Origin of the sequence: Paraglaciecola sp. MB-3u-78 (assembly GCF_002835935.1) — a bacterium.
Classification (GTDB): domain Bacteria; phylum Pseudomonadota; class Gammaproteobacteria; order Enterobacterales; family Alteromonadaceae; genus Paraglaciecola.
Window position 1 is genome coordinate 1 of the sequence record NZ_PJCF01000006.1, and the last position, 25,640, is coordinate 25,640.

Annotated in this window: 18 protein-coding genes and 2 pseudogenes; 11 read left to right on the forward strand and 9 right to left on the reverse strand. The window is 40.2% G+C overall.

Annotated features, from left to right (window positions below; genetic code table 11):
• Positions 1–196: 196 nt before the first annotated feature.
• Both CXF95_RS14115 and CXF95_RS31475 read left to right on the forward strand, forming a co-directional pair.
• On the forward strand, positions 197–655 hold the full coding sequence (locus tag CXF95_RS14115; RefSeq protein WP_101199311.1) for an RNA-binding protein: 459 nt from the start codon (positions 197–199) through the stop codon (positions 653–655).
• A gap of 691 nt (positions 656–1,346) precedes the next feature.
• Positions 1,347–1,445, forward strand: coding sequence for a SipW-dependent-type signal peptide-containing protein (locus CXF95_RS31475; protein WP_369809321.1), 99 nt, complete (start codon positions 1,347–1,349; stop codon positions 1,443–1,445).
• A gap of 233 nt (positions 1,446–1,678) precedes the next feature.
• On the opposite strand, the pseudogene CXF95_RS31480 reads toward CXF95_RS31475, so the two are convergent.
• Positions 1,679–2,125 (reverse strand): annotated as a pseudogene (locus CXF95_RS31480) (DUF5610 domain-containing protein); the annotation flags it as partial.
• Between the two features lie 174 nt (positions 2,126–2,299).
• Between CXF95_RS31480 and trmA the strand changes: the two are divergent.
• Positions 2,300–3,397, forward strand: coding sequence for a tRNA (uridine(54)-C5)-methyltransferase TrmA (gene trmA, locus CXF95_RS14125; RefSeq protein WP_101199313.1), 1,098 nt, complete (start codon positions 2,300–2,302; stop codon positions 3,395–3,397).
• Between the two features lie 21 nt (positions 3,398–3,418).
• Here trmA and fabR read toward each other — a convergent pair whose 3' ends face one another.
• The gene (fabR, locus tag CXF95_RS14130; protein ID WP_101199314.1) at positions 3,419–4,030 is read right to left on the reverse strand and encodes an HTH-type transcriptional repressor FabR; all 612 of its coding nucleotides are present in this window, start codon (positions 4,028–4,030) and stop codon (positions 3,419–3,421) included.
• Between the two features lie 165 nt (positions 4,031–4,195).
• Here fabR and CXF95_RS14135 point away from each other — a divergent pair, with 165 nt between their 5' ends.
• The 3 genes and pseudogenes from CXF95_RS14135 to CXF95_RS14150 all read left to right on the forward strand — a co-directional run bounded on the left by CXF95_RS14135 (position 4,196) and on the right by CXF95_RS14150 (position 7,656).
• Entirely contained in the window at positions 4,196–5,332 is a 1,137-nt protein-coding gene (locus CXF95_RS14135; protein ID WP_101199315.1) for a fatty acid desaturase, read from the forward strand.
• Between the two features lie 280 nt (positions 5,333–5,612).
• Positions 5,613–7,215 (forward strand): annotated as a pseudogene (locus CXF95_RS14145) (IS1634 family transposase).
• A gap of 312 nt (positions 7,216–7,527) precedes the next feature.
• The gene (locus CXF95_RS14150; protein ID WP_369809314.1) at positions 7,528–7,656 is read left to right on the forward strand and encodes a DUF1653 domain-containing protein; all 129 of its coding nucleotides are present in this window, start codon (positions 7,528–7,530) and stop codon (positions 7,654–7,656) included.
• Positions 7,657–7,714: 58 nt separating this feature from the next.
• Here the strand turns inward: CXF95_RS14150 and CXF95_RS14155 are convergent, their stop codons facing one another.
• Positions 7,715–10,690 (reverse strand): TonB-dependent receptor domain-containing protein, encoded by a 2,976-nt coding sequence (locus tag CXF95_RS14155; RefSeq protein WP_101199317.1) that lies wholly within the window; start codon positions 10,688–10,690, stop codon positions 7,715–7,717.
• A gap of 661 nt (positions 10,691–11,351) precedes the next feature.
• Between CXF95_RS14155 and CXF95_RS14160 the strand changes: the two genes are divergently transcribed.
• The 3 genes from CXF95_RS14160 to CXF95_RS30675 all read left to right on the forward strand — a co-directional run bounded on the left by CXF95_RS14160 (position 11,352) and on the right by CXF95_RS30675 (position 14,626).
• Positions 11,352–12,533 (forward strand): sensor histidine kinase, encoded by a 1,182-nt coding sequence (locus tag CXF95_RS14160; protein WP_232787853.1) that lies wholly within the window; start codon positions 11,352–11,354, stop codon positions 12,531–12,533.
• Positions 12,526–13,353 (forward strand): LytTR family DNA-binding domain-containing protein, encoded by an 828-nt coding sequence (locus tag CXF95_RS14165; RefSeq protein ID WP_101199318.1) that lies wholly within the window; start codon positions 12,526–12,528, stop codon positions 13,351–13,353. Before CXF95_RS14160 ends, CXF95_RS14165 begins: the two co-directional genes overlap by 8 nt.
• 184 nt (positions 13,354–13,537) lie before the next feature.
• Complete coding sequence (locus tag CXF95_RS30675; protein ID WP_232787854.1) at positions 13,538–14,626, forward strand: c-type cytochrome; 1,089 nt, start codon at positions 13,538–13,540, stop codon at positions 14,624–14,626.
• Positions 14,627–14,871: 245 nt separating this feature from the next.
• On the opposite strand, the gene CXF95_RS14180 is transcribed toward CXF95_RS30675, so the two are convergent.
• Complete coding sequence (locus CXF95_RS14180) at positions 14,872–16,200, reverse strand: dienelactone hydrolase (protein WP_101199320.1); 1,329 nt, start codon at positions 16,198–16,200, stop codon at positions 14,872–14,874.
• Between the two features lie 187 nt (positions 16,201–16,387).
• On the opposite strand from CXF95_RS14180, the gene CXF95_RS14185 reads away from it, so the two are divergent.
• Positions 16,388–16,780: a hypothetical protein gene (locus CXF95_RS14185; RefSeq protein ID WP_232787855.1), complete on the forward strand. Its 393-nt coding sequence runs from the start codon at positions 16,388–16,390 to the stop codon at positions 16,778–16,780.
• Between the two features lie 21 nt (positions 16,781–16,801).
• On the opposite strand, the gene CXF95_RS14190 is transcribed toward CXF95_RS14185, so the two are convergent.
• The 5 genes from CXF95_RS14190 to CXF95_RS14210 all read right to left on the reverse strand — a co-directional run bounded on the left by CXF95_RS14190 (position 16,802) and on the right by CXF95_RS14210 (position 23,462).
• Positions 16,802–18,403: an IS1634 family transposase gene (locus tag CXF95_RS14190; RefSeq protein WP_101199321.1), complete on the reverse strand. Its 1,602-nt coding sequence runs from the start codon at positions 18,401–18,403 to the stop codon at positions 16,802–16,804.
• A gap of 269 nt (positions 18,404–18,672) precedes the next feature.
• Positions 18,673–21,726, reverse strand: coding sequence for a response regulator (locus CXF95_RS14195; protein WP_232787856.1), 3,054 nt, complete (start codon positions 21,724–21,726; stop codon positions 18,673–18,675).
• A gap of 74 nt (positions 21,727–21,800) precedes the next feature.
• Positions 21,801–22,091, reverse strand: coding sequence for a TonB-dependent receptor (locus tag CXF95_RS30680; RefSeq protein ID WP_232787857.1), 291 nt, complete (start codon positions 22,089–22,091; stop codon positions 21,801–21,803).
• Between the two features lie 176 nt (positions 22,092–22,267).
• Positions 22,268–22,495, reverse strand: coding sequence for a hypothetical protein (locus tag CXF95_RS29985; protein WP_101199323.1), 228 nt, complete (start codon positions 22,493–22,495; stop codon positions 22,268–22,270).
• Between the two features lie 352 nt (positions 22,496–22,847).
• Positions 22,848–23,462, reverse strand: coding sequence for a tRNA-uridine aminocarboxypropyltransferase (locus CXF95_RS14210; RefSeq protein WP_101199324.1), 615 nt, complete (start codon positions 23,460–23,462; stop codon positions 22,848–22,850).
• Between the two features lie 186 nt (positions 23,463–23,648).
• Between CXF95_RS14210 and CXF95_RS14215 the strand changes: the two genes are divergently transcribed.
• Positions 23,649–25,640, forward strand: a complete 1,992-nt coding sequence (locus CXF95_RS14215) for a tyrosine-type recombinase/integrase (RefSeq protein WP_101199325.1) — start codon at positions 23,649–23,651, stop codon at positions 25,638–25,640.

Below are 25,640 nucleotides of genomic sequence, written 5' to 3' on the forward strand. Positions count from 1 at the left end.
GCATGCAACCCCTAATTTACAATTATCGTTTAAGTGCTTATTAATCACTCAAAAACAATAAAAACAGTGTGCTTTATAAAGGAATCAAGAAAAGGATTGCTGATACTTAGTCTTACTATTTGCGAAAACCTTATAAATGAGTAACATGAGGGCGCTTTTATTCTTATAACCATAAAATCTTTTTAGGTAGAGCCATATGAATCCATCTTTTGTTTTGAATATTTTTGTCACCGTTATTTTCGCTATTGTTCTGTATTTCATTTTACCCATCTTAGCTTCTGATATGCCAAACCAATTGTCAGCAGCTATAGGCGTTTTAGTTGGTGGCTTATTAGTACCAGCCTTATCGAAGTTATTTTCGTCTTCTAATTTATCTAACGACAAAGACGAGTCCTCAGAGGTATCCACACTATATGTAGGTAATCTTCCTTATCGTGCAGATGAAGAAGCCGTTCAAGAACATTTTGAGCAACAAGGTAGTGTTGTGTCAGTCCGGTTAATGAAAGACCGACGTACTGGAAAAAGGAAAGGGTACGGCTTCGTTGAAATGCATCCTAAAGGTGCAGATAAGGCAATCAAAAATTTGAACGACTCAACATTCCAAGAACGCACTTTGAAAGTGAGATTAGCCAAAGAAAAAATTGAAGAAGAGTGATATCAATTCAATTATAAAAAAGGCCAGCTTCAAGCTGGCCTTTTTTATTTATCCATCACACCGATACTAACGCTGGTTTTCTGGTTGATATCCTACTGGTAAGTTGTTCACGAGATTCTGATTAAATTTGTTGAAGCGATTAATAGCAGAAATCAAATCTGGCGTTGCCACATCTTTGCCTAATTTATTGATCAGTTCATTCACAAGATTTTCATAAGACTTACTATCTTCAAGTTGCAGTCTGGAGCCATCGAGCACATTCAATAGTTTATCAAGATAATCAGCAACTGGCTTAACAGCTTTCGCAGGATCACTGTCAACGCTATCCTTATCAAATCTGGAAATTGTTTCATACGCTTTGATAACTGCAGTATTTTCAACTTTTGTTAGCTGTAAGGCAAAACTAGATAATTCTTGCTCGTCAAAACCTAATTCTAATGCTTGATTAAAAGCGGTCTCAATATCACCGTTGAAGAATTCTTCAGCCAACTCATTAGTGTCCGCTACTAATTGGCCAATAGCTTTTAGTTCGTCTTCATCTAACTCACCCTTAACTGAAAACGAAAATGTGTTCTCCTGGTAAAAAATGGTGTTTTGTTCAGTTGATTGAGTGTTGGGTTTTACCTCTTCCTCTTCTTTAACAGATAAAGTTGATTCATTCACTTCATCAGTGACTGGTGTTTCAGTTTGAATTGCGGCTGTCAAAGCACTCGGAGTTTTAACTGGCTCAGAAACTACTGCCTTTTTTTCTGACTCTGTCTCTTCGGAAAATCGCTGCACCTGTCTTTGACTAGATTCAAACTGCTCAAGATTTTCAAAAGTAATATTAACTCTGTCACCATCTCTGGTTCGAATACTCAGTTCACCTGATACTTGCTTTTCGTAAGATACACTGGTGGATTTCACTGTAGATTGAGTGGCTTTTTCCAAGTCTAAAGATTGGGGATTAAAAATATTACGCTTTAGTTTAGCTATGCCGTCTTCAATTAGGTTTTTACTTTGACTGATGCCATTTGTAATTTCTTCATTTAAGAAACCTGCTAAGTCCCGCTCTGCTAACTTTATGCCTTTAAGCACACCAGATGAAGCTTGTTCAAACAAATCATTTAACTTATCTTCGTCTGCGCCTTTGCTTTGAGCATTCTTAATTGCTCCACCCACAAAATTGAGCACATTCTTCGCTATTTTTTCGAAATCAAATAACGATGCTTCAGATTGCTCTGTCTCAGGTGCAGCAAAATCAGGCTTACGTTTGTCAACTTCCAACGTATTGTTTAATGCATTCGAATATACTCGCACACCCAAGGAGGTACTGGAACTAAATTGCTCCACTCTTTGTGACGTTTGGCTATTTTGCCCACTAATGGCTTGCTTTAAACCAGTATCACGCAATTGATTTTGAATACTGTTTTCGTTACCCAAATGCTGGGGCTTATCACCTAGAAATGCTTTTAATTGACTAATGTTCATGGCAGATACCTCACTATCCTTAACTAATCTTATCGGCCACACCTATCTAATACTTTAACTTGATTTGCATAAAAATTATTCAAGCATAAATATTTAACTTTCTCAAAATATTGCAGAATGACTAAAAACACTTTAACTTGCGCGCTTTTATGAACCAAACAATTGAGGCAATACATGCGGCCAACAGAGATTCAGGCAGACAATTATGTTGAAGAACTTAACGTCAAAACAAAGGTTCTTATAGACAGTTTTGCCCAACATCCTATGCCTGAATTGGAAGTATTTGCTTCACAGCCATTGCATTATAGGTTACGAGCCGAATTTCGGATATGGCATGATGGTGATGATCTTCATCATGTTATGTTCGACCAAGCGACAAAACAAAAGTACCAGGTCCATCATTTCCCACCTGCCAGCCAACTTATTAATGATGTCATGGCTGATCTGCTGTTATTACTAAAACCAAACGAAACTGCGCGCAGAAAGCTGTTCCAAATTGACTATTTAGCCACACTCAGCGGAGAAATCATTGCATCTTTGCTTTATCACAAAGAATTGGATGAAGCATGGACAGATGAAATGAAGAAAATTCGATTTTCGTTAAGGAAAAAATACCAGATAGATATTATTGGTCGGGCTAAGAAACAAAAAGTCCTATTAGATAAGGATTATGTAACCGAAGAATTGACAATCAACCAACACAAATTCACCTTTAAACAAATCGAAAATAGTTTTACCCAACCCAATGCACTAGTCAACATTAAAATGATTGAATGGGCATTGGATATTACTCAAAATAGTCAAGGAGACTTACTTGAGCTCTATTGCGGATCTGGTAACTTTTCAGTTCCCTTAGCGCAGAATTTTGAAAAAGTATTGGCAACTGAAATATCCAAAACCTCGGTTGCAGCTGCGCAAGATAACATTGAGCAAAATAACATAGACAATTTAAAGATTATTCGTATGTCGAGTGAAGAATTTGTTCAGGCTCAACAAGGTGTAAGAAAATTTCGACGTTTAGAAGGCATTAACTTAGCCGAATACCACTGCAAAACAGTATTAGTCGATCCACCTCGTTCTGGCTTAGACGAGAGCACGGTGAATATGATTAGTCAGTATGAAAATATTGTGTATATTTCATGTAATCCAGACACACTTAAACTCAATTTAGATACATTGTTAAGTACACACGTCATCTCTCGATTTGCGCTATTTGATCAATTCCCCTACACGCACCACACAGAATGTGGGGTTTATTTACAAAAAAAGTAACTAATCTCTGGTTGCAGGCAGTTAACTCGAAGCTTGTTCAGCTTTAGCTTGCAATGCACCATTAACAACAAACCTTAATTGCAGTTTTACTCGCTCTGCTACATTGAGCTTTTGCTCATCAGATGCATCCAGTGCTTCCGCTCCAGCACTAAAGACCAATTTGACCATCGCTTCGGCTTGTAAGTTAGCAATATTATATGGCAAGCCAGTAGTAGATATAGTGTAATCAGTCAGTTCTACATTAAAGTGTTTGATTTCTCGAAGAACTGCAGCTCTAAAAGCCATTGACGTCCCTGTGTGCTCACGCAATAACAAACGGAAAACATTATTATTAGCAGTTATAAATTCCATAAAAGTATCCACCGAGGTATTGATCACACCACCACCAGAAGCAATCCTTACTCTGGCTTGACGCATTAACTGACGCAAAGCTAAACCTGCTTCGTCAACTAAAGTTAAGCCTAATTCGTCGATATCTTTAAAGTGGCGATAGAAAGAAGTGGGCGCGATACCAGCTGCCCGAGCAACTTCTCTAAGGCTAATACTCGACAAACTTCGCTGTTCATCTAATAGTGAAAATGCAGCTTCAATAATAGATCGGCGAGTGCGTAATTTTTGTTCTTGACGGTTCAAAAGCTAAACCCAATGTCGGTGGCGAGATCAATATAAATAGAATTCTAACGTGAAAAAAGTAAAACACATACCGAAGAAATATCACACTATATACATATAGGGCTTGCGAAACGCAAAAGGCAACGTAAAATAGCGCACACATGTAAGCTGAACTTAATATTTTAAATGAAAAAACCACGCCTACTGCTCACCAATATATTAATCTTTACCATTACAGGCCTTATAGCTACTGTGTTGGTTCCCTTTGAAGCGCTGACAAATGGCTTTGATGCTGTTGAAATTATTGCGTGCGTCGCTTTAATTTACTTTTCAGGTATGTCAATTACTGCCGGTTATCATCGTTTATGGTCACATAAGGCATTCGAAGCCAACGCGTTTGTAAGAGTAGTGCTGGCGATAGGTGGTGCCATGTCGCTGCAAAATAGCATTTTGCATTGGTGTTCAGATCATCGTATTCACCACAGACATGTTGACGATAACGAACATGACCCGTACTCAGCCAAAAAAGGCTTTTGGTATTCTCATATTGGTTGGATGTTAAGAGAGTATCAAATTCATCGTTATGCTGATTATAGTAACTGCCGCGATCTTCAAAAGGATGCTGTAGTGATGTGGCAACATAACCACTATTTAAAGATCATGTTTGGCGCAAATTTTGGTGTTCCAATTTTATTAGGTTGGCTGAATGGTGATATTTGGGGCATGTTATTATTAGCCGGTGTTTTCCGCTTGGTAGTAGTTCATCACGTTACTTTTTTCATAAACTCTCTGGCTCATATATGGGGTAAGCAACCTTACACGGATAAAAATTCTGCTCGGGATAACGATATCTTAGCTTTTTTCACTTTCGGAGAGGGTTATCATAATTTTCATCATATATTTGAATATGATTACAGAAATGGCATCAAGTGGTGGCAATTTGATCCTACAAAATGGTTAATCAAAGGCTTATCTCTTATTGGCTGGACCAGTAACCTTAGGCGTTGCCCAGAAGAAAGAATTGAAAAAGCGAAGGTCGCGATGCAACTAAAATTAGCTCAGGAAAAAGTATCTAAATTAGCCAACGCAGATGAGATATTAGCCAAAGTGCAGGTTGAATACGAACTCTTAGCACAGCGAATGACCGACTATTACGCAGCCAAGAAACAACTAGTGGCAATCAAGAAGCAAAACTTGAAACGCAGCTATGAAAATCTTGAAGTTCATTATAAGTATAAAGAGTTAAAACAAAGTTTGGCCATACAAAAACAAAAATGGTTACACATCAATCAATTCGACTTTTTACCTGCCATGGCTGAGTAACAAGAAGATATTATAATGATAAGGCCTCATTTAGAGGCCTTTTTTTTGGCTACAAACTGACTTGAAGCATGGGATGAACAGCAAAATGGACATTATATCTAAAATCTATAATTGCACTGAGTGTGCCCATTATTTACCTAAACCCATATTACAACTGTCGTTCCGCACTTAAATTAACCATTAATTTTGGTCAATAAACAGACGATTTAAAGAATAATGAAAAAAAACTTGACGTAGATCTCAGATCTTGATCTATTACTCTCTTTTGAGAGCTAGAATTATGTCCTCACCTTTTACTAAAACATTAGAACACCACGGTCTGGTTGCCGGTTTTTGCAAAGAAATCCGCTTAGCCCAAATTATTGATCAAGCTCTTGGCGTCTCAGACAAGAGAAATATCAGCTTTGGACAGCTCTTTGTCGCCATGATTATCAATGGCCTGGGCTTTACTGGCCGTACCCTGCATATGTACAGCGAATATTTCGAGGACAAACCTCTTGAGCGACTGATTGCACCCGGGATCGAGCCTGAGCATATCAACGATGATGCCCTAGGTCGCTGTCTGGATGCGCTGTATGAAAAAGGCGTTTCAGCCCTTTATCAAACCCTTGGTGAAGCCGTAGTTAAACACCTAGACTTGCCTTGTGACTCTGTTCATCTCGACTCCACGAGTTTCCATTATGACGGCCAAGGTAGGCCAGCAGAGGATGAGTTCAACTGCATCCAGGTCGCCAAAGGCTACTCCAGAGAGCATCGACCTGAGCTCAATCAGGTGATCTTAAATCTTATTTGCGAAAACCAGTCGGGCATTCCGGTATATATGAAGCCGTCCAGCGGCAACACTAATGATATGGAAGGTTTCAAAAAAATTGTTAAGTCTCATATCCAAAGCTTAAAAGCCGCACAAGCGAGCCGCTATCTGGTGGCCGATGCGGCGCTGTATGTCAAAGAAAGTATTGTTCATCTTGATGCAATCAATCAGTTGTTTATTACCCGTGTTCCTCAAACATTGAACGAGGCGAAAAGTTTAATCGCTCAAGCCCATCAACTGGACTTTGTTGATATAAGCGACGGTTATCAAGGCGTGTGGCACGAAACGAGCTATGGTGATGTGGCGCAAAAATGGTTGCTGGTATGCAGTGAGCAAGCCAGAAAACGTGAAGGCCATAATCTGGATAAGCGGATGCTCAAACAGTTTGAACAAGGCCGTAAGTCCTTCAAGAAATTGGGTCAACAGGAGTTTGCATGCCAAGAGGATGCCAAACAAGCTTTAGCGCAGTGGGAAGTCAAACAGCCTTATCTGATGGTCGACAGCCAGATCAACAAGGTGCCTGTTTACGCGGGTGCAGGGCGCCCTTCCCAGGACAAACAGCCTAAACGTGAGTATTATCACATCACAGGGAGCCTCTATACTGGTCTTGCAAAACGACAGGATGCGTTGAAGCAGCTGGGCTTATTTATCATCGCTAGTAATGATTTAGCGGATGATTTAAGCATGGAAAAGATACTCAGTACCTACAAATCCCAGCAGTCCGTAGAAAAAGGCTTTCGATTCTTAAAGAGCCCCGACTTTTTAACCAGTGCTATTTACCTTAAAAAACCAGAGCGTATTGAAGCACTACTGATGGTGATGACCAGCTGCTTAATGGTTTACGCTTCGTTAGAACATCAAATACGTAAACAGTTAAAAGTCCAAAACCGTTACTTCCCAGACATGAAGAAGAAACCCAGTCAAAACCCCACCGCCCGTTGGGTATTTTCAGTGTTTTCAAGGGGTGACCCTCTTGAATATTGAGGGGAAAGAGTTAGTGGTAAACCTAAAAGAACGACAAAAAATAATCATTGATTGTCTGGGCAGTGAATACCAGCATATTTATTATTAAAAGTGGTGCGGAAGATCGGCCTTATGATACTAATCTGTAAAAAGAGTTACCCTCTCAGAAAGCCCCAGTCGTATTTGAGCAAGGCGTCGCAAAAAGAAATGGCCAATTCACTTTCACTTAGCGAGAACGCAGTACAAAACCGACTGGGGCTTTTCCGAAGGACGAGGTTTAAAGTAGCTAACTCTGCGTTGCATGAATTTGGAGGAGTCATTCCCTAAGGTAGTTGCACTATTCTTACATTCAAGCGCCTTGTTCGGGCGCCGAGCGTTACGCTCCTTTTAAACTCGCTGAGAGGTCACTTCTATATACGGATTGGTATTAGTTGTCTATCGCCTCCTATATGGCGAAGGTGGTTTGTGGGTAAGACCAGTGGAGATGTTTGTAGAAAGGGTAAAAATTGACGGCCAAAGTCTGCCGCGTTTTGCATATACAGGTGAATAAAAAAAGCAGGGCTAAGTTTGTTAACTTAACCCTGCATTACTAACTTAAAAGTCATAAATTAGAAGGTAAATCTAACCCCCATTTTATACATACGTCCAAGATTGTCATAAGTACTTGGGAAAGTATTACCACTGTTAAATGCAGTTGAACCGACTTCGCCACCCAGTACAGGCGCATCTTTTTCGAAGATGTTATCTATACCAAAGGTAAATTTAGTATGCTTACCGTATTGATAGCTCGCAAACAAATCTACATAGTCGTAACTTTCAATACTTTGAAACTGGGCAAATGTGTCAACAATTTGGTCACTTTGAATATCAACACCGCTCATGTGACGCCATAGAGCAGAAACTGTGAAGTCATTCAACTGCCATGTTGTACGCTGAACCCAACGTAAATCAGATGTTGGACTACAAGTTGTACCAAACTGACCTTTACAATCAATTAGTGCAGATTCATTTGAGCTTTGTTGTTCATGAGTTAAGTATTTGTTTACGTTAGCATTAAAGAATACCTGACCCATTTCACCGAAATCAACACTAAAGTCTACGTTTACTTCGATACCTTCAACCTGACGAGACTTAAGGTTAGTAGTAAACAACTCAACACCAGAACCAGAAATGGTTAAATCACCACCGATACGTTTAATTTTTGAACATGCAACAGTATCACCGCCTATATAACATCCATCAAGCACTTCTTGAGGAGAGAATTCACCAATATAATCATCAACTTGAATGTCGTAATAATCAACTGAAAGTACAAAGTCATCTAAGAAATCAGCAGAGTAAACAAAACCAGCAGTAAATGTTTCAGCATCTTCTGCGCCAGGTGCATTATCGGGATCACTACCATTGAAGGCGTTGACTTGACCAGAGATAATATCTTGTACCGCACCTACTTGCGCTGGAAGCATACCTGTTGATAAACAAAGAGCCGTTAACGCTGCATCAATGTTACCCACGTTAGCAATTGAACATGGATCTAGCGTAGCATTATCTAAACCTGTAACGACAGGAGAAGAAAGCTCACCAACGTTTGGAGCACGTGTTGCCGATTGCTGCATTACACGGATTAATACTTGATCTGTTGGTTGCCATGTAGCACCCAATTTCCAGGTATCTACAGAGCCAACAGAGCTATAATCTGCACCACGATAACCAAATTCAATATCGACCCGTTCAGCAAAAGAAACATCTTCTAATACCGGAAAAACACCTTCAATGAAAAGTTCTTCAGAAGAGAAACCACCATTAATGGCAAGTAAGTTACCACCTGCACCACCTTGACAACTGGCCGGAGCTTCTTTTAAACATTCATCAGGCTCTAATGAACCGGTCTCTTTACGATGTTCGTAACCAACACTGATAGAAAGTTCTTCTGCAGACCATGGAGATTTTATCGCTTCTACAGGACCATTAGCCGTAATAAGTATAATTTCTTGCGTGTAGGCTTGCGTTTGCAGAGCGGTTGCCGTTGAATAAGCCGCCATTTCAGGCGTAATCGTTCCTAAACCACCAAATAAATTAATTGGCACACAAGAAGAAACACCATTTTTACAGTTAACACCATCGGTAGTATCTAATGCGTTTTGAATGTTAGTTAGGTTAGTGTAGCCACCACGTGTAGTAACACGGTTTGTTTCACCATATTGATATGAGGCGTCATACATCCAATCGCCATACAATTCACCTTCAACACCAGTTAACAATGAAAATTGGTCTGTGTTGAAAAGTTCTGAGCGTGCACCAAACTCAACTGTACGACGACGTAATTGCACATTTAAGTAATCAGCAGCATCAACGTCTCCGCTACCATTACTATCAATCCAGTTAGTTAAGCCTGGAGTATTTAACAAGCCCGCAGCAAGAGCACTATTACCTGCATCAATCATATATTGGCGAGCTTGGTCAGCAATAAATGGGTTCGCAAGAGGTAGGTTAAATGCGGCACCAAACGTACCTGAAGGGGCAACTTGTGCTGAAACCGACTGATGATTATAGTTAAATGTACTGTAAACAGTGGCATTGTCATTAATTTCATAATGACCAATAGCGGTTGCAGAGTAACGTTCAGCCGGAGTTTGATAGAAGTTAAACGGGTTAAAGTTAAAACGACTGCAATCTGAGCCAATGCTACCGTCATTTCTGAATTGTCCATTAGCAGGAGCATAACCCACTAGTGCAAAACGTGTTGGGATAGCGGTAGTTGAACCACTACCGTTTACAAAGTCAACAACATTAGGTCCGTCACAACCTGCTGGGCCTGAAACCGGTGGAAGACCGTTATTAAATTCATTAAGACCCGCACCTGTTTCACTGTCGATACCCAGTAAACCTAATGGACGGTCGCCTAATAGTACTTGGTCACGATTCATCCAGCTTACCGATAAAGCAACGTTACCTTTACCGTCAGCAGAGTTTGAACCTATCGTTAAAGAGATGTTGTCTTTATCACCGTCATTATCACCTGTTACAGCATGATTGTATTGTAATTCAACACCTTCAAAATCTTTTTTCATGATGAAGTTAACCGCTCCTGATATGGCATCAGAACCATATACCGCTGAAGCCCCACCAGTGACAATATCAACACTTTGTATTAATGCTGTAGGTATAGCAGCAGTATCAACTTCACCATTGTAGTTGAACGGTGTCATACGACGGCCATCCATCAAAATCAATGTACGCTCAGTTCCTAAACCACGTAAGTCAACTGTTGCAGCACCCGCACTACCATTGTTTACGTTGGCGCCATCACCTGGAATAGTACTAGGCAGTACTTTAAGCATTCTTTCCACTTCAGGCTCTTGAAAAAAGCTTATTTCTTCAGCACTCATTGAAAAAATTGGGCTGGTAGATATCGCACCAGGTCGACGAATACGACTACCTGTAATTGAAATCTTTTCAACCTCAGCAGCTTCTGTCTCCATAGCTGCTTCTTGTGCGGTTGCAGCTATTGATGTTAAAGCTGCAACCGCACCAAAGGCCAAAGACAAACTAATTGACTTTGCCAGTATTTTTTTATTAAACATGTGTATACCTCTGGACGCTCAAAGTAGCCTTCGAGCAAAAATTATTATGATTATTAAGAGATAACTTGAGTTACCTAACTCAACGTTATGCTTAAGCCGTGCTCATCACTACCTACTTTCCGCCAATGGATATAACGGGGTGATGAATGGTCGAAATCAAGACGCCAGAGGCGGAAATTAATATGCGTACAGATATAGTTATCCAGCTTGTGATGAGTAAATATCCAGAGGTATAAGGTGAGTGCTAGTAGCCGCAGTTTCCCCGATGCCACCAGTCGTTAGCGACCTTGATAGCACCGGAAATTTCAATTTATACCTCACTAATAATGTTAATGGGCGAGCTGAATATCTATTCGGTTCTTCTGAGCCAATGCCCAGTAACAGAAATTTTATCCTCACTGGTATTTTCTTGAGATAGAGCAATATGAGGATTGATAACAAACGTTGAGGCTGTACCTTAAGCAATAGTTAGCCTATGGGACTTAGTCAGTTTTGGGATGACAAATATTCATTTTTCTTGGTCTGCCTAAAGATGAATGTTGAATAAATAGGTCAAAAACTCTATTAGAGTGACGAAAGAAGCGTAATCAGTGCTTAACGGTATGATTTAAATGGAATACCATCGACATAAAGGTCTTTTAGCTTACCGAAAGCCTATATTATGGCTTGTTTTTTATACCGTCAGTTGCAATGCTGGACACAAACTACGGATAATCCATACCCAGGTCGAGATTATTTAACTATGTTCAAAAAACGTCTTATTTATTTCCCTTCACTGTTATTTTTGTTATTTAATCTCATTTTGTGGTTGCTACTCAATTCTGTGGCCGCAGATAATGCCCATCGGATGCGCCTATATTATGGTCAGGACTCCGACTATTGGTCAGTTTGGCTTGAATATCTTCCCTGGTGGATCAATTGGGCTGTAGTTGCCCCAATCGTAATCGCTTTAGTGAGGCACATTAATATTGAGAAGGATCTTACCTATAAGTTTGTCGCAGCTAACCTGCTGGTACTCACTGTTTCAATGAGCTTGTATTGGGGCTTGACTTTGATTCTAATTACCCTGATGCTTAATAACTATCACTTTGATATGGAAGCCTTTTTTGTTGCTTATGAACGTTTATTCACGGGTCTCTTACATATGGATTTACTGGTTTACGCGGCCATTGCCAGTTTAGGTTTCACCATGAGTTATTATACCCGGGCAAAAATTCAAGCAACCTATAATCAACGACTTAGCAATCAGCTACTTAAGGTGGAGTTGCAATCACTCAAGGCTCAACTGAGTCCCCATTTTCTGTTTAATACCCTAAACACTATTTCAGGACTCATCCGCCTAGAGCACAAAGATAATGCAGTAAAAGCAATCAGCGAATTAAGTCTCATGTTTCGAAAAGTACTGGAGAGTCAGGGCATTCAGCTTACTTCCCTACGTAATGAAATTGAGTTTATTAACAGTTATCTGGCAATTCAAAAAATGCGATTTGAGAACAAACTTGACGTTGATATGGATATCAGTGAGCAGAGTTTAGATGTGCAAGTACCTTTTATGTTGCTGCATACTCTGGTCGAAAACGCAGTACAACATGGCTCTCAGTTAGAAAGTGATCAAAACTTGCTTAAGTTAGTGATCACTATAGATGATCAGGTCTTATCAATCCATTTGATAAATAAAGTCGCGCAACACGAAACTCATCAGGGCTTTGGGATAGGATTAACCAATTGTAAAAAACGCCTGCAGAATATATACGGAGGCAACTACACTTTAATTTGTAATAAAACAGACGATAGTCATTTTGAAACCATTTTAATATTACCTACAGGTGGATTGCATGCTTAAAGTATTGATTGCAGATGATGAGCGAATTGCCCGCGATATCATTGCCCTGCTGCTATCAAGTCAAACAGGGATTGAAACGATTGAAGAAGCTAGGGATGGGGCGCAAGTGCTAGAAAAGGTGCAGCAGAGTCGACCAGATATCATTTTTATGGATATTCAAATGCCAGGCACAACGGGTATTCAATTAGCAAAAATGCTTGATCCCAGTATCGTGATCGTTTTTGTTACGGCCTACGATAAGTACGCTGTAGCAGCCTTTGAGTTAAATGCGACCGATTATCTGTTAAAGCCCTTTGAAGATAAGCGCTTTTTTACCGCATGGGAACGGGCTAAAAAGAAAGTATTAGAGAAGGTAAAAACCGATTACGTAAAGCTTGCTGAGCTGGTAAGTCTTATAAAAGACGGCATCCAAAAAAATCACAAGTCTCGACTGTTGATTAAAGAGCCGGGCAGGATACGACTCATTGATGTGGAGCAAATAAACTTTATCTCAGGAGCGGGGAATTACGCGGAATTACATCTGTTTGACGGCAAAGTGATCTTGCATCGAGAGACTCTTACAGTGCTGGAAGAGCAACTCGATCCGGCCTTATTTATGCGCATTCACCGTTCATCCATTATCAGGCTCGCAAGTTTGCAGGAGCTTCAGTCTAATGACAACGGAGACTACACTGTTGTGCTAAAAAGCGGAGATGCTTTGACGTTATCCAGGAGTAATAAAACAAAACTGAATGAGCTTCTTAATGAAACCAATAGCAGTACCGCTGAGGTCCATAAACCGGCCGCTAGCAAAGCTGCGAGGCTCAGAGGAATAAGTTGAGTTTTCACATGGTCCATTATAAGTCGCAGCCGGTGGTCATCCGCGTGATATATTGCCAGATTTGACACCCTTTATGCGTGCGGCCTCCTTTTAAGAACCTCAAGAGTGGCTTTTAACAAAAAGTCCATTTCGAACAGGGCTTAGACGGCTAAAGGTTGAATGGAATAACAATGAGATAGTCCTAATGAAAAAAACACTAATGGCTTGCGTCATTTTGCTCGGCGCTTCAATGGCCAGTGTGGCTGACAGTATCAAATCGAAAACGCTGCTCACTATTGCTGATGCAAAAACATCACCGGCAGTTGCACTGGATTTAGGTGAACCGGGTGATACGATTGGTGATCAATGGTTGTTTGACCAACCTTTGCTGGATGCAGAACGCAACAAAATTGGCAATAACAGTGGTGTGTGTACCCGCACTCAGGTGGGCAACAGTTCTCAATGTCGTTGGACCCTGACGTTGATAAACGGCACTATTGAAGTAGCAGGCAGAGAGTTTGATCAGGGCAGTTCAGCCATCGGCATTGTTGGCGGAACAGGTGAATATCAGCATATATCAGGTGAATTGATATCGTTCAAAAACAGTGATGGTACTTACACGCAAACCCTTACCTATACTCTGGCAAATACTATCAACTCAAAACAGCCAGCGGATGCCAAATCGTTGATCACCGGTGTGCGTGAAAATGGCCACTATTCCTGCTCTGAATGCCATGGCGTAACGGGTAATCCGCCGATAACCGATAAATACGATAAACAATCCCCTATCCTTGCGGGACAAAATTATCAGTATTTGCGCACCCAACTCAATCATTTTAAATTCGCCCGGCGAGACACAAAAGAGATGGCCAATACGTTACAAGATTACAACGCTGAAGAAATTAATCAGATTGCCTTTTATTTTTCCCAGCAAACCCAAACAATCCTGCCTTTCGATCCGACCATAGATACCTTAATACACAGTGCTACCGAAGATAACTTATGGGCAGACAAAGGCCGTGTATTGTATCAACAAGGTGATCAATCCAGAGGTATTGTAGCTTGTCAATCTTGCCATGGTGCATCTGGAGAGGGCGACAGCCACCAGTCAATCCCCAAACTGCTGGCACAACATGCCCGTTATGTTCGCATGACCTTAGCTGCCTATAAAACAGGGAAACGAACCACTGACCAAACCCTTGATAAGGTTATGAGACAGTCTGTTAAAAACTTAAACGATGACGATATCAAATATTTAAGCGCTTATATTCAATCCATGGTTGTTGCGCCATAACCAAAGAAAAAGATGCCGCTGCGGGATCAGGTTCGTTGAAACCTATCATTTGTCATCAAGTTGACCGTTATGACTAATTATCAAAGTGACTGTGAATTAGTCATAATGCAAAGATATAATTTCAATTGTAAATACCCCTTTGCTAGTGGAGCCAATCTTTAACGAAGGCAAGTTGAAAATCCGATTATCACTCATTCCAGACTATGGAGATTGGGTCTGAACTAGCACAAATTAAAGATGTTTTATTACTCGCCCTTTGCTAACTTCTCAAATCTTAAGCCCTTGGCAGTGCGGTTTTTAAAGCCTGCCCAATGGTTGTGATCGGCTTTAGGCTGGCCTTTGTCATCTTTGCTCCAAACACCATTATTTGAATTGGGTTCTAAGTCGAGATAATTGTCCATATCGGCATTGTCTTTTAAGTATTTTTCTAACCATGCAGTTACAAAGTGCTGGGATATGTTATTCATGCGAACAGTGTCCCAAACGGCATCTGTGTAGTGTTCGCTGATATTAAACCCAAGTGCTTCATCATAGACATAAGACTCCTCAGGAGCAGGCATAGGGGCTCCAGCACCATGATTAGCATTATCAAAGGTTAATAATGCTCGGTCTACCATGGTTGTACCCTGCCAGATAGCACGTACACCTTTTTCGTAACCTGATACATCATCAACTGAGCCTGCTACAAACAACATAGGTACCATTACCCCTTTTAGTGTTGTTTGGTCCCATACGCCATAATTCATGCCCCAAGGTGCAAAGGCTATGACGGTTTTGAGTCTTGGATCAGGATGATGCTGGGTTGCATTAAGGTTTTGGTGTATGGCTAATGCGTCCCTTGGTAATCCCCATGGGTAATCTACCGCTTGCTGGGTAACCCCTCCACCAGCAGCAATGACCGCTCCATAGCCACCCATAGAATAACCAATCAAAGCAGTATTTTGGGTGTTGACTAGGCCATACAAAAATGTGGCATTATCCTTTGCCATAAGCTCTATTTGATCAAGGGTAAATAGTTGGTCGATTGGACGATTGACCAAAGTCGAACCGAAGGCCGCTTTGGTTCGATAGGTAGAGTCTGTGTGATCGATAGACACCACAACATAACCTTTTGAAGCAATATTTTCGGCTAAATGAGACATTAAAAAACGATTGCCTGGATAACCATGGGAGATTAATACCAGAGGAAATTTTTGACTGCTAACTACTGGTTTGGCGTCGCGTATTGCCTTGCCCTGTATACTGACTGTCGTTTTGCCATCACGTAAATAAACATCGAGGGTGGTGCTGCCTTGGCTATTCTTTATAGCTGGATACCAAACTTCGAGAGTCAAAGGGCGGTCATATTTAGGTTGGTTTGTTAGCTTAGGCTTAGCGATATCAATTTTAGCAATATTAATTTGCTGAGGATGAGTGATTTCTAAGGTTTTTACACCTATGGCATACTGGCCGTAAGCGGCTAATTTTGGCGCATCAGGTCGTTGAGTATCAATTCTATTTTGAGCTAGGCAAGTTAGGTTAAACCCAGCTAATATAACCACCACAAACACTCTATTTATAACCGGATAAAACATAATTCTGCTCTTGCTAACAATATTAAATACAGTGTAATGGATAAAGTGCGAGGTTTTACGACATTCTGCTAGTTACAGAGCATAAAATGCTAATGACAAATCCATAAGATGGTTTTTCAGAGAGGACATTGAGATTAATTTTCTTTAATTAGTATGTATGCCATTACCCCAATAACCAGTGAAGTTAATGATGCCAAATGTAAGTATTCCAATGTTATGTAATATGGAAACCATAGAGTCATACTTTATCGAGCAGCAGTATTGTCTTGATGACTACAATGGTTTGTTTATTTCATCCCGCCAATCGGCATTAAACTTTCGTCATAGAATGAGTAAACCTGGTTATTTTAGTGACTGGCATGTGGCTGGTGACGCTACTCTTATTCTTATTCGTTCAGGTATTTTACGCATTGGGTTAAGGGATAACAGTTACCGTGACTTCGCCGCTGGCGATGTGTTTATTGCTCAAGATAAACTTCCCGCTAATACCCATTTTAATCACAACATTCATGGCCACACAGCACAAGTCATAGGTGACCAACAAGTAATAGCCCTTCATCTAAAGCTTTCGTCTGTTTGAATCCGATCTTCCGCACCACTTTTAATAATAAATATGCTGGTATTCACTGCCCAGACAATCAATGATTATTTTTTGTCGTTCTTTTAGGTTTACCACTAACTCTTTCCCCTCAATATACAAGAGGGTCACCCCTTGAAAACACTGAAATACCCAACGGGCGGTGGGGTTTTGACTGGGTTTCTTCTTCATGTCTGGGAAGTAACGGTTTTGGACTTTTAACTGTTTACGTATTTGATGTTCTAACGAAGCGTAAACCATTAAGCAGCTGGTCATCACCATCAGTAGTGCTTCAATACGCTCTGGTTTTTTAAGGTAAATAGCACTGGTTAAAAAGTCGGGGCTCTTTAAGAATCGAAAGCCTTTTTCTACGGACTGCTGGGATTTGTAGGTACTGAGTATCTTTTCCATGCTTAAATCATCCGCTAAATCATTACTAGCGATGATAAATAAGCCCAGCTGCTTCAACGCATCCTGTCGTTTTGCAAGACCAGTATAGAGGCTCCCTGTGATGTGATAATACTCACGTTTAGGCTGTTTGTCCTGGGAAGGGCGCCCTGCACCCGCGTAAACAGGCACCTTGTTGATCTGGCTGTCGACCATCAGATAAGGCTGTTTGACTTCCCACTGCGCTAAAGCTTGTTTGGCATCCTCTTGGCATGCAAACTCCTGTTGACCCAATTTCTTGAAGGACTTACGGCCTTGTTCAAACTGTTTGAGCATCCGCTTATCCAGATTATGGCCTTCACGTTTTCTGGCTTGCTCACTGCATACCAGCAACCATTTTTGCGCCACATCACCATAGCTCGTTTCGTGCCACACGCCTTGATAACCGTCGCTTATATCAACAAAGTCCAGTTGATGGGCTTGAGCGATTAAACTTTTCGCCTCGTTCAATGTTTGAGGAACACGGGTAATAAACAACTGATTGATTGCATCAAGATGAACAATACTTTCTTTGACATACAGCGCCGCATCGGCCACCAGATAGCGGCTCGCTTGTGCGGCTTTTAAGCTTTGGATATGAGACTTAACAATTTTTTTGAAACCTTCCATATCATTAGTGTTGCCGCTGGACGGCTTCATATATACCGGAATGCCCGACTGGTTTTCGCAAATAAGATTTAAGATCACCTGATTGAGCTCAGGTCGATGCTCTCTGGAGTAGCCTTTGGCGACCTGGATGCAGTTGAACTCATCCTCTGCTGGCCTACCTTGGCCGTCATAATGGAAACTCGTGGAGTCGAGATGAACAGAGTCACAAGGCAAGTCTAGGTGTTTAACTACGGCTTCACCAAGGGTTTGATAAAGGGCTGAAACGCCTTTTTCATACAGCGCATCCAGACAGCGACCTAGGGCATCATCGTTGATATGCTCAGGCTCGATCCCGGGTGCAATCAGTCGCTCAAGAGGTTTGTCCTCGAAATATTCGCTGTACATATGCAGGGTACGGCCAGTAAAGCCCAGGCCATTGATAATCATGGCGACAAAGAGCTGTCCAAAGCTGATATTTCTCTTGTCTGAGACGCCAAGAGCTTGATCAATAATTTGGGCTAAGCGGATTTCTTTGCAAAAACCGGCAACCAGACCGTGGTGTTCTAATGTTTTAGTAAAAGGTGAGGACATAATTCTAGCTCTCAAAAGAGAGTAATAGATCAAGATCTGAGATCTACGTCAAGTTTTTTTTCATTATTCTTTAAATCGTCTGTTTATTGACCAAAATTAATGGTTAATTTAAGTGCGGAACGACAGTTTGAATTGGCAGAATGTAGTATATGGAAAGTATTATAAAAACCACTGTTTGCATGACTTTAGACCCGCTATTAACTATGGCTTTTGAGAGAATTACCGAGTAACGCATTACAATAGACACATCAATACTATTCAGATAAGGACTAGATTTGGTTCATTAAGCTGGGTTGTAATGCTTCACTTAGTTCCGAAAAATGTATTTGGATAATATCCAGTTGCAGAGAATATTGTTCAGGTTCAAGTTTACCTTGTTTAATAATATCTTCTAAGGCTTTAAATGCCGATTCAGACTGGACTAATGCACAATCATAGCTGGAAGGGAAAAACTTGTATAAATGCACTAAGGCGCTGTTAATTTCATTGTTGTCCAGGGCTGAAGTTAAGTCTTTAATCGTTTGCTGTGAATGTTCGACTAACTCAAAAATGGCACTTAAAAATTGCTTGGCACTATTATGATGTCTCACTATACCTTGTGGGATATCTATACCCGGCAAGTCAATACACTGTTTTGTTAAGGCCAGTAATTTAGGTAACTCATAAGTCACTGCAATTTCATCATCTTGCAGGGCAGAGTGTTCCATATCAGCAAATTTTTGACCAATTATATCGAAGCCGAAAGAGCCCGCAGAGCCTCTTATTCTATGGGAAATTTCGCTAATGATAGTCAAATCCCGTTGTTCTAGGGCATTTTGCAGATTACCGATTTGTTCTCGCAAATATTGCTGATAGTCTTTTTTTAACTTCAACATATCGCCATAATGAAGTGGGCTATCTATCTCACCTTGTTTATTAAGGTACAGGGACAGTTTACTAATAAAGTGATGACGAGAAATAGGCTTGGCTAAATAGTCAGAAAATCCAAGGCGCATATAATGTTCGATTTCATGTTTCATGTTATTGGCAGTGAGGGCTATCACGGGTGTGAAGTTGCCTGCGGCTCTGATTTGCTTAAGTGCTTCAGTACCATCCATTTGAGGCATGTGAATATCAAGTAAAATTAAATCAAACTTTTGATAAAAAACCGTTTCCAACGCTTGTTTACCGTTTTCTACTTCAGTAACGATAATATTCATCCGTTTTAAGAGTATGGAGATCAATTCGCGATTATTAGGGTGATCGTCTGCCAGTAATACTTTATTACCTTCAAAGTTTGGTAATGCCGCAGTATGCACAGATTTAATTGGGGTCGACTGCCATATTTGACCGACATTATTTATCCAAGGAGAATCTTGAACCACAGATAAGTCAATATTTAAAGTAAAGGTTGAGCCCTTTCTTGGGGTACTGTGCACATTAATATCGCCCCCTAAACCCTTAGCTAATCGCCGTGAAATACTCAGCCCTAAGCCCGTCCCACCAAATCGCCTGTTGATTGAACTGTCAGCTTGAGTGAAGGGTTGGAATAAATGCTCTTGCTGCTGCGTCGAAATGCCTTCACCAGAGTCTGTTACTTTTATCTGTAATCTATTGTCGACCACACTCACCGATAAACCTACATAACCTTGTTCAGTAAACTTAATAGCATTATTCGTTAGGTTAAATAAAATTTGTTTCAAACGTGTTGGGTCGATATTGATTTGAGCAGGCAGTGGATACTCGTATTCCAAGTGAAAAGCCAAACCTTTATCTCTGGCTCGTTTACCTACAACTGATTCGATTTCAGCCAAGACTGAAAACAAAGGTGTAGGTATTGATTCGAAGTCGAGTTTGTTGGCTTCTATTTTACTGATATCCAAAATGTCATTAATGACACTCAATAAATGAATACCATTTTCTGCGATGATTTTTGTCACACGTTCTTGTTCAGCTTTGTCTATATCTCCTAATAAAATACCATCGGCATAACCAATGATAGAGGTCAAAGGAGTACGAATTTCATGACTCATAGTCGCTAAAAACCGACCTTTTGCGTTACTTGCTTCGATTAGGTCGCTATTGGTTTGTTCTAACTGATAATTCACTTTTCTAAGTTCGAAAGTGCGCTGTTGCACGGTATTTTCTAGAGTGGCAGTCAGCTTTTTATTTTGTAGTGTTAACAGCCGTAATTGAGCTGCCAAGGCAAAAGCTAATAACAAGCTGTCTAAGCTGTTACCGATTAACCCTAATAAATAAATATTAACGTTTAACCCAGGTAATACCCCAAAATTCATCAGATTTCCTACCATGTTTGGTAGTACCACTGACAACAATGCAAATACAAAATATTTGGCCGGCGAGTAACCGTTCATCCAGCACCGAATGCCAGAGTAGACACCCAAAATGCACACTACAGAGGTAAACAACGAGGCTAGATATAAACCTATGCCTTGGCTGTAGAAGGCAAAGGGTAATGAAATAACTGCAAATAAGACAATAACTTTAAATGCTTTAGCTATTTTAGGTGCTGATTCTTCTAGGCGCAAAAATTGAATGCTAAATAAACTAGTAAAAATAGCCCCTATTATATACGCGGGCATTAACCAATGGTCTGAGCTTTTAATCCCTACGTATTCCGGCACAGCAAATACACTTAACCACCCAAAGGCATAAGCTAAAGTGGCCAATGCATAAGTTAAATATTGGATATTTCGGGTGCTGAAAAAAATGAATAAGTTGTATATACCCAGAGCCAAACACATACCTAGGCTGATAAGTAATATGACATTTTCTAATTGAAACTGCTGCTCAGCTTGCCCATGAGTCTTTACTAAAATCTTGATAGGTGCAAAAAAATATTCACTTTCAAATATCATGAGTAAGGTTTTTCGCTGACCGGGTAATAGGTCGATTTTGCTACCGTAATGAAAATCTTGTTGGTTCTTTAAACCGTGTCCTGTTTTAAATGAGCTAGCCTGATTATTGAGATCAAAACTCAGTATTTCTATGTTTTGTACTACTGATCCATAAGGATAAACAAACCATTCAGTGAGCTGTGTGTCATTGTATATTTCAAATGCCACAGCATATTTGTCACCAAATACATTGGTGGTCTGGTGCGAAGCTAAGGTGTGTAACCAAGTGTCTAGCTGACTCAACTTATTGGGAGGATTTGTGGCGTTGTCACTAAGTGAAAAATAGCTGACTTTGTCACTAATATTTTGATTGTTAATGTTGCTCAAACTGAAGCTAACAATAGTATCGGTAGGTGCAGCTAAAGCATTTGCCGCGATATAAATACACAGAGTTAAAAGACCAACCAGTAATTTGACTTGTTTCAAACTATTACCACACACTTTGCATTTCACTTTATTAAATATACACGGCTAGGCGTGTCGTTGTTTGATTAACTAAACTAAAACTCATAACGAACATCAAGGCCGACTTGCCTTGCTTCACCTTTAAAATCTTGCAACATACCAAATAGGTTAACTAAGTCAAATTTCAGATGACTATACTCTTCATTTGTTAGGTTTTTAACCCAAGCACCCAAAGTGCAATTAGCACTTTCCCAAGCCATATGGGTATTCCAAAGAATGTAACCCTTTTGAATAGCAAAGGGGCTTTGGTCTTGATCAAAATAAAATTCTGACTGATAATCGGCATCAAGGTGAAAGTTTAATTGGCCTGAGCTGCTATGTTCCACTTAGATGTGAAAGGTAAGCGGTTATCTTGTATTTCAACTCCTTCCGTATCGACAAAAGATGCAAGATCTGCCTTGGGTAGATATCCGATTGAAAATTTAGTTGCTAAGGCTGATGTCACTAGCGCGTTCAAAACCAATTCTACCCCATAAATGGTTGATTCATAAACTCTTGTTGGTCATGATAGTCGTAATAAAAAGCAGCTGAATACAAAATCACTTGAAATCGGTTGTTCACCATTTTCTGGCATATGACCAAAACCTAGCCCCGAATAATCAACATCCGCCCATACTTGAAAAGCCTGAGTGGCGACGGTTTTAATTTCTTCACTACAGGTTTTTAATCCCGAGTTGTTGGCTAACTGTTGGGGGCAAATATGTTCTAACCCACCAACAGAGGTACACAAGATAATCTGATCAAAATCTATCCCTAAGACTAACGTTTTTTGTGGAAGTGGTTGCTTAAACTGTTTCTGATAAACCTCTAGCCAGTTGCTCCAGTGAGATAGATAATAATATCGGTTTCCTGCATTGACTCTTGCGCCGCAAAACCGTACGCCAAAGACGCTATATTTTGGATATCAGTAAAAGTTAACAGCACCTATGGCGACAGGCATTCATAATTGCACTGAGAAGCATCAGGGTACTGACCATCAGGGTACTGACCATCAGGCACACTATTTAATGTTTCATCTAGATAAGCTTGAATTGTCGAAGCTTCTCCATTAACAAAAAACCGAGGACTGTTGTTAGGTCATTTTATTCCTTGGGGTGATCTAAGAAACACTTCTGCTGCATTTTTAAGAACAACGTTCGTAGCCCCACACAATTAATCTTGCGAGTATGCTCAAGTACATATACCACCGACTCCAGAGTTGATAGACTATCTTGTCGAGTTGTATGTCTAATCTGGTATTGGTTTTCAGGTGGATGACTAAAGTGCCAGTTATTGCATAGTTTTAACCAAGGATTAAGGTGCCAAATTTTCAGGGCTTTGCGCCATGATGCATCAATGAATAGCATATTGTGATTGACTGGGAAATAGCTTTGTTTTTGTTGTGGTGAGGAAATAGATTCAAGGGAGGTGCTGTGTTCATGAGGGTAAATCAAGGAATAATTTTGGGGCTGGTTAGCTACCCTTTCGGCTAGTTCTGCCCAGTCATCGAGTCTCTCACCTTGTAAAACAGTCACGTTTTTTAATCCCAGGGTTAATAACTTGACGGTATTTTTTGCGTGTTTTGCTTCTTTAGGATGTTGTAAAATAATGATGTTGAAAGGTGTTGTGATGGGATTTACCCAAACACAGACACATGTGCTTTGCGGGTAGCCACATTTTGCACATACTGGTCTTTTATTCGTTTTTAACGTTGTCATATTTTTCAAGTTTTTAAACTTACTATAACTTATGCTTGGTGTTTGTGATCAGGCTTGTTAAATTTGATAGATAAAGTCAAACCGACTGCCTCTAATATAAAAAATATAAAGCCAAATGGATGTATATGCTCATCGGAAATTGTTTAATTAAATTAGCTAGTTATTTATTTACCTTGGGTGTTATTCATGTCATTTGATAACAGCGTTGATTATATGCCAAACCAACCCTTTTCCAATGCCGGTATAGATCCATCAGACTCCCAGCATAAAATCTTTCAAAAACTTAAGTGGCAAGTTTTGATTGGCACATTTTTGTTGATCCTGATCACTGCCAATGCTGTGATTTGGAGTCAATCGCCAATATATCAAAGCCAAGCTATCTTACATTTTTCATATGCATCTCAGACTGAACAAGAGTTTTCTGAATTAGCACAAAGGCAAATTATCCTGCATCAGCAAAGGATGAAAAGCAACAATGTGCTTAGCCTTGTTGCAGAAGAGCTTGAACAAAGTCAGATGTTAATCATTAACGTACAAACACTTTTTGATGCACTGGCAGCAGAAGTGAATTTAACTGGGCGTATTATTACTCTAAAAGCCAACGGTAGCGACCCACAAATACTTAAACCAATAATAGATGCATGGATAAAAGTGTATCTGCAGTTATTTGCGTCTGAAACGCAAATAAACAACACTGATGATCTATTGGTTGCAGACCAGCAATTGCAGCTGCTGGAATTAAAAATCAATGACCAAGAACAACAGTTAAAATTTTTTGCCAGTGAAAATAATATCACCTCGCTAGAAAGAGATGAAAATCGAGTCCTAAGTCAGACCAAAAACTTGGGTGCTAACCTTGACCAAGCGTTGGCCGAACAGGCACAAACACAAGCGTTGCTTGATAGTTTGGTTGAGTCCATTAATAATGGACAAGTCATTATTAGACCAGCGGACAAGGCTCAAATTGATGCGACAAAGCTTAGCCTGCAAGAGGTTAATGTCAATTTGTCTGCTTTATCTGAAAAATATACGCAAGCCTATTTGGAGCGTGACCCAGCTATTGTGGCTCAACAGCAAAAATCTCAGCAACTTCATATTTTGCTTGAAGAACAAATACAGATTAGCCAAGCGGACTATTTACTCGATGTAAAACGCGAACTCAGTGCTGCTAAAAGTAAAGTGGAGCAGATGAATACCCAGCTAATTGAGCAAAACAAACTAGCACAAGTATTTAGCCAAAACCTTGAACAATATAAAAGACTAGACGACGAATTAAAGGCCCTGCAAACTCAAGCCCAAACTCTAAAAAATCAACAAGTAGCGCAAGAGGTATCGAAACCTTTCGATGCTAAGATTTCTTTGCTTGAGCCTGCCTTTATTCCTGATTTTGCAATTGGACCCGACTACTCACTTAATAGCCTTATCAGTTTAATCGCGGCCGTCATTGTGGCCGTATTAGCTTTGTTGTTGTTTAGTTTTATCTTCAACCAGAAAGTATCAGCTACATCTACTCACTTTGTTGTGATACCTGGGCAAGCCGGAGCCAATAACTATTCAAACATTGGCCATGCTCAAAATGGCCAACTTCCAGCACCCGATCCTCGCCTATCATCAGAACCAGCTAAGTTGCCACCCGTCCCCCAAGCTATACGTTTATTAAGTATTGATGAATGCCAGTTGCTTTTTTCTGTTGCAAATAACCAAGGCAAGGCATTAATAGGCTTAGTATTAAGTGGTGTCAATATTGATGAATTATTAGTGATAGAGAAAGCGAATTTCAGTCAACAATATTTGTTTTTACAGATAGACAACCAATTTTCTCGCAGCATAAGTATTCAAAAGGAACTCGCTGAAGCTCTGCAAGTCATATTCAACAAGGTAACTGATGGACAAACAATTTGGTCAAATATGCAAAGCCATGAAGACTTTGTACAGCTGTTGGTCAATATAGGCCATGATGCTCAGATGGCCTTTCCTGAACAGATTTCCCTCGACGTATTAAGGCATACTTATTTAACGTATTTGGCTAGTCAAGGAGCTAGGCTCAATGATATAGAACAGGTTGCTGGATATACCTCGCCAAGTGACTTAGCACTTTATCGAAATGTTAACCAACAAGGCAAGTTACTGGATTTAGAGCAAATTCAAACACAATATGCTTTTGTTGTGACAGGCTGA

Coding starts and splice junctions, on each gene's coding strand:
- CXF95_RS14185 (WP_232787855.1), top strand. CDS start 16,388: ATGATGCCAAATGTAAGTATTCCAATGTTATGTAATATGGAAACCATA.
- CXF95_RS14160 (WP_232787853.1), top strand. CDS start 11,352: ATGGCTTGTTTTTTATACCGTCAGTTGCAATGCTGGACACAAACTACG.
- CXF95_RS30675 (WP_232787854.1), top strand. CDS start 13,538: ATGAAAAAAACACTAATGGCTTGCGTCATTTTGCTCGGCGCTTCAATG.
- CXF95_RS14135 (WP_101199315.1), top strand. CDS start 4,196: ATGAAAAAACCACGCCTACTGCTCACCAATATATTAATCTTTACCATT.
- CXF95_RS14210 (WP_101199324.1), bottom strand. CDS start 23,462: ATGACAACGTTAAAAACGAATAAAAGACCAGTATGTGCAAAATGTGGC.
- CXF95_RS14190 (WP_101199321.1), bottom strand. CDS start 18,403: ATGTCCTCACCTTTTACTAAAACATTAGAACACCACGGTCTGGTTGCC.
- CXF95_RS14115 (WP_101199311.1), top strand. CDS start 197: ATGAATCCATCTTTTGTTTTGAATATTTTTGTCACCGTTATTTTCGCT.
- CXF95_RS14215 (WP_101199325.1), top strand. CDS start 23,649: ATGTCATTTGATAACAGCGTTGATTATATGCCAAACCAACCCTTTTCC.
- CXF95_RS14180 (WP_101199320.1), bottom strand. CDS start 16,200: ATGTTTTATCCGGTTATAAATAGAGTGTTTGTGGTGGTTATATTAGCT.
- CXF95_RS14155 (WP_101199317.1), bottom strand. CDS start 10,690: ATGTTTAATAAAAAAATACTGGCAAAGTCAATTAGTTTGTCTTTGGCC.
- CXF95_RS14165 (WP_101199318.1), top strand. CDS start 12,526: ATGCTTAAAGTATTGATTGCAGATGATGAGCGAATTGCCCGCGATATC.
- trmA (WP_101199313.1), top strand. CDS start 2,300: ATGCGGCCAACAGAGATTCAGGCAGACAATTATGTTGAAGAACTTAAC.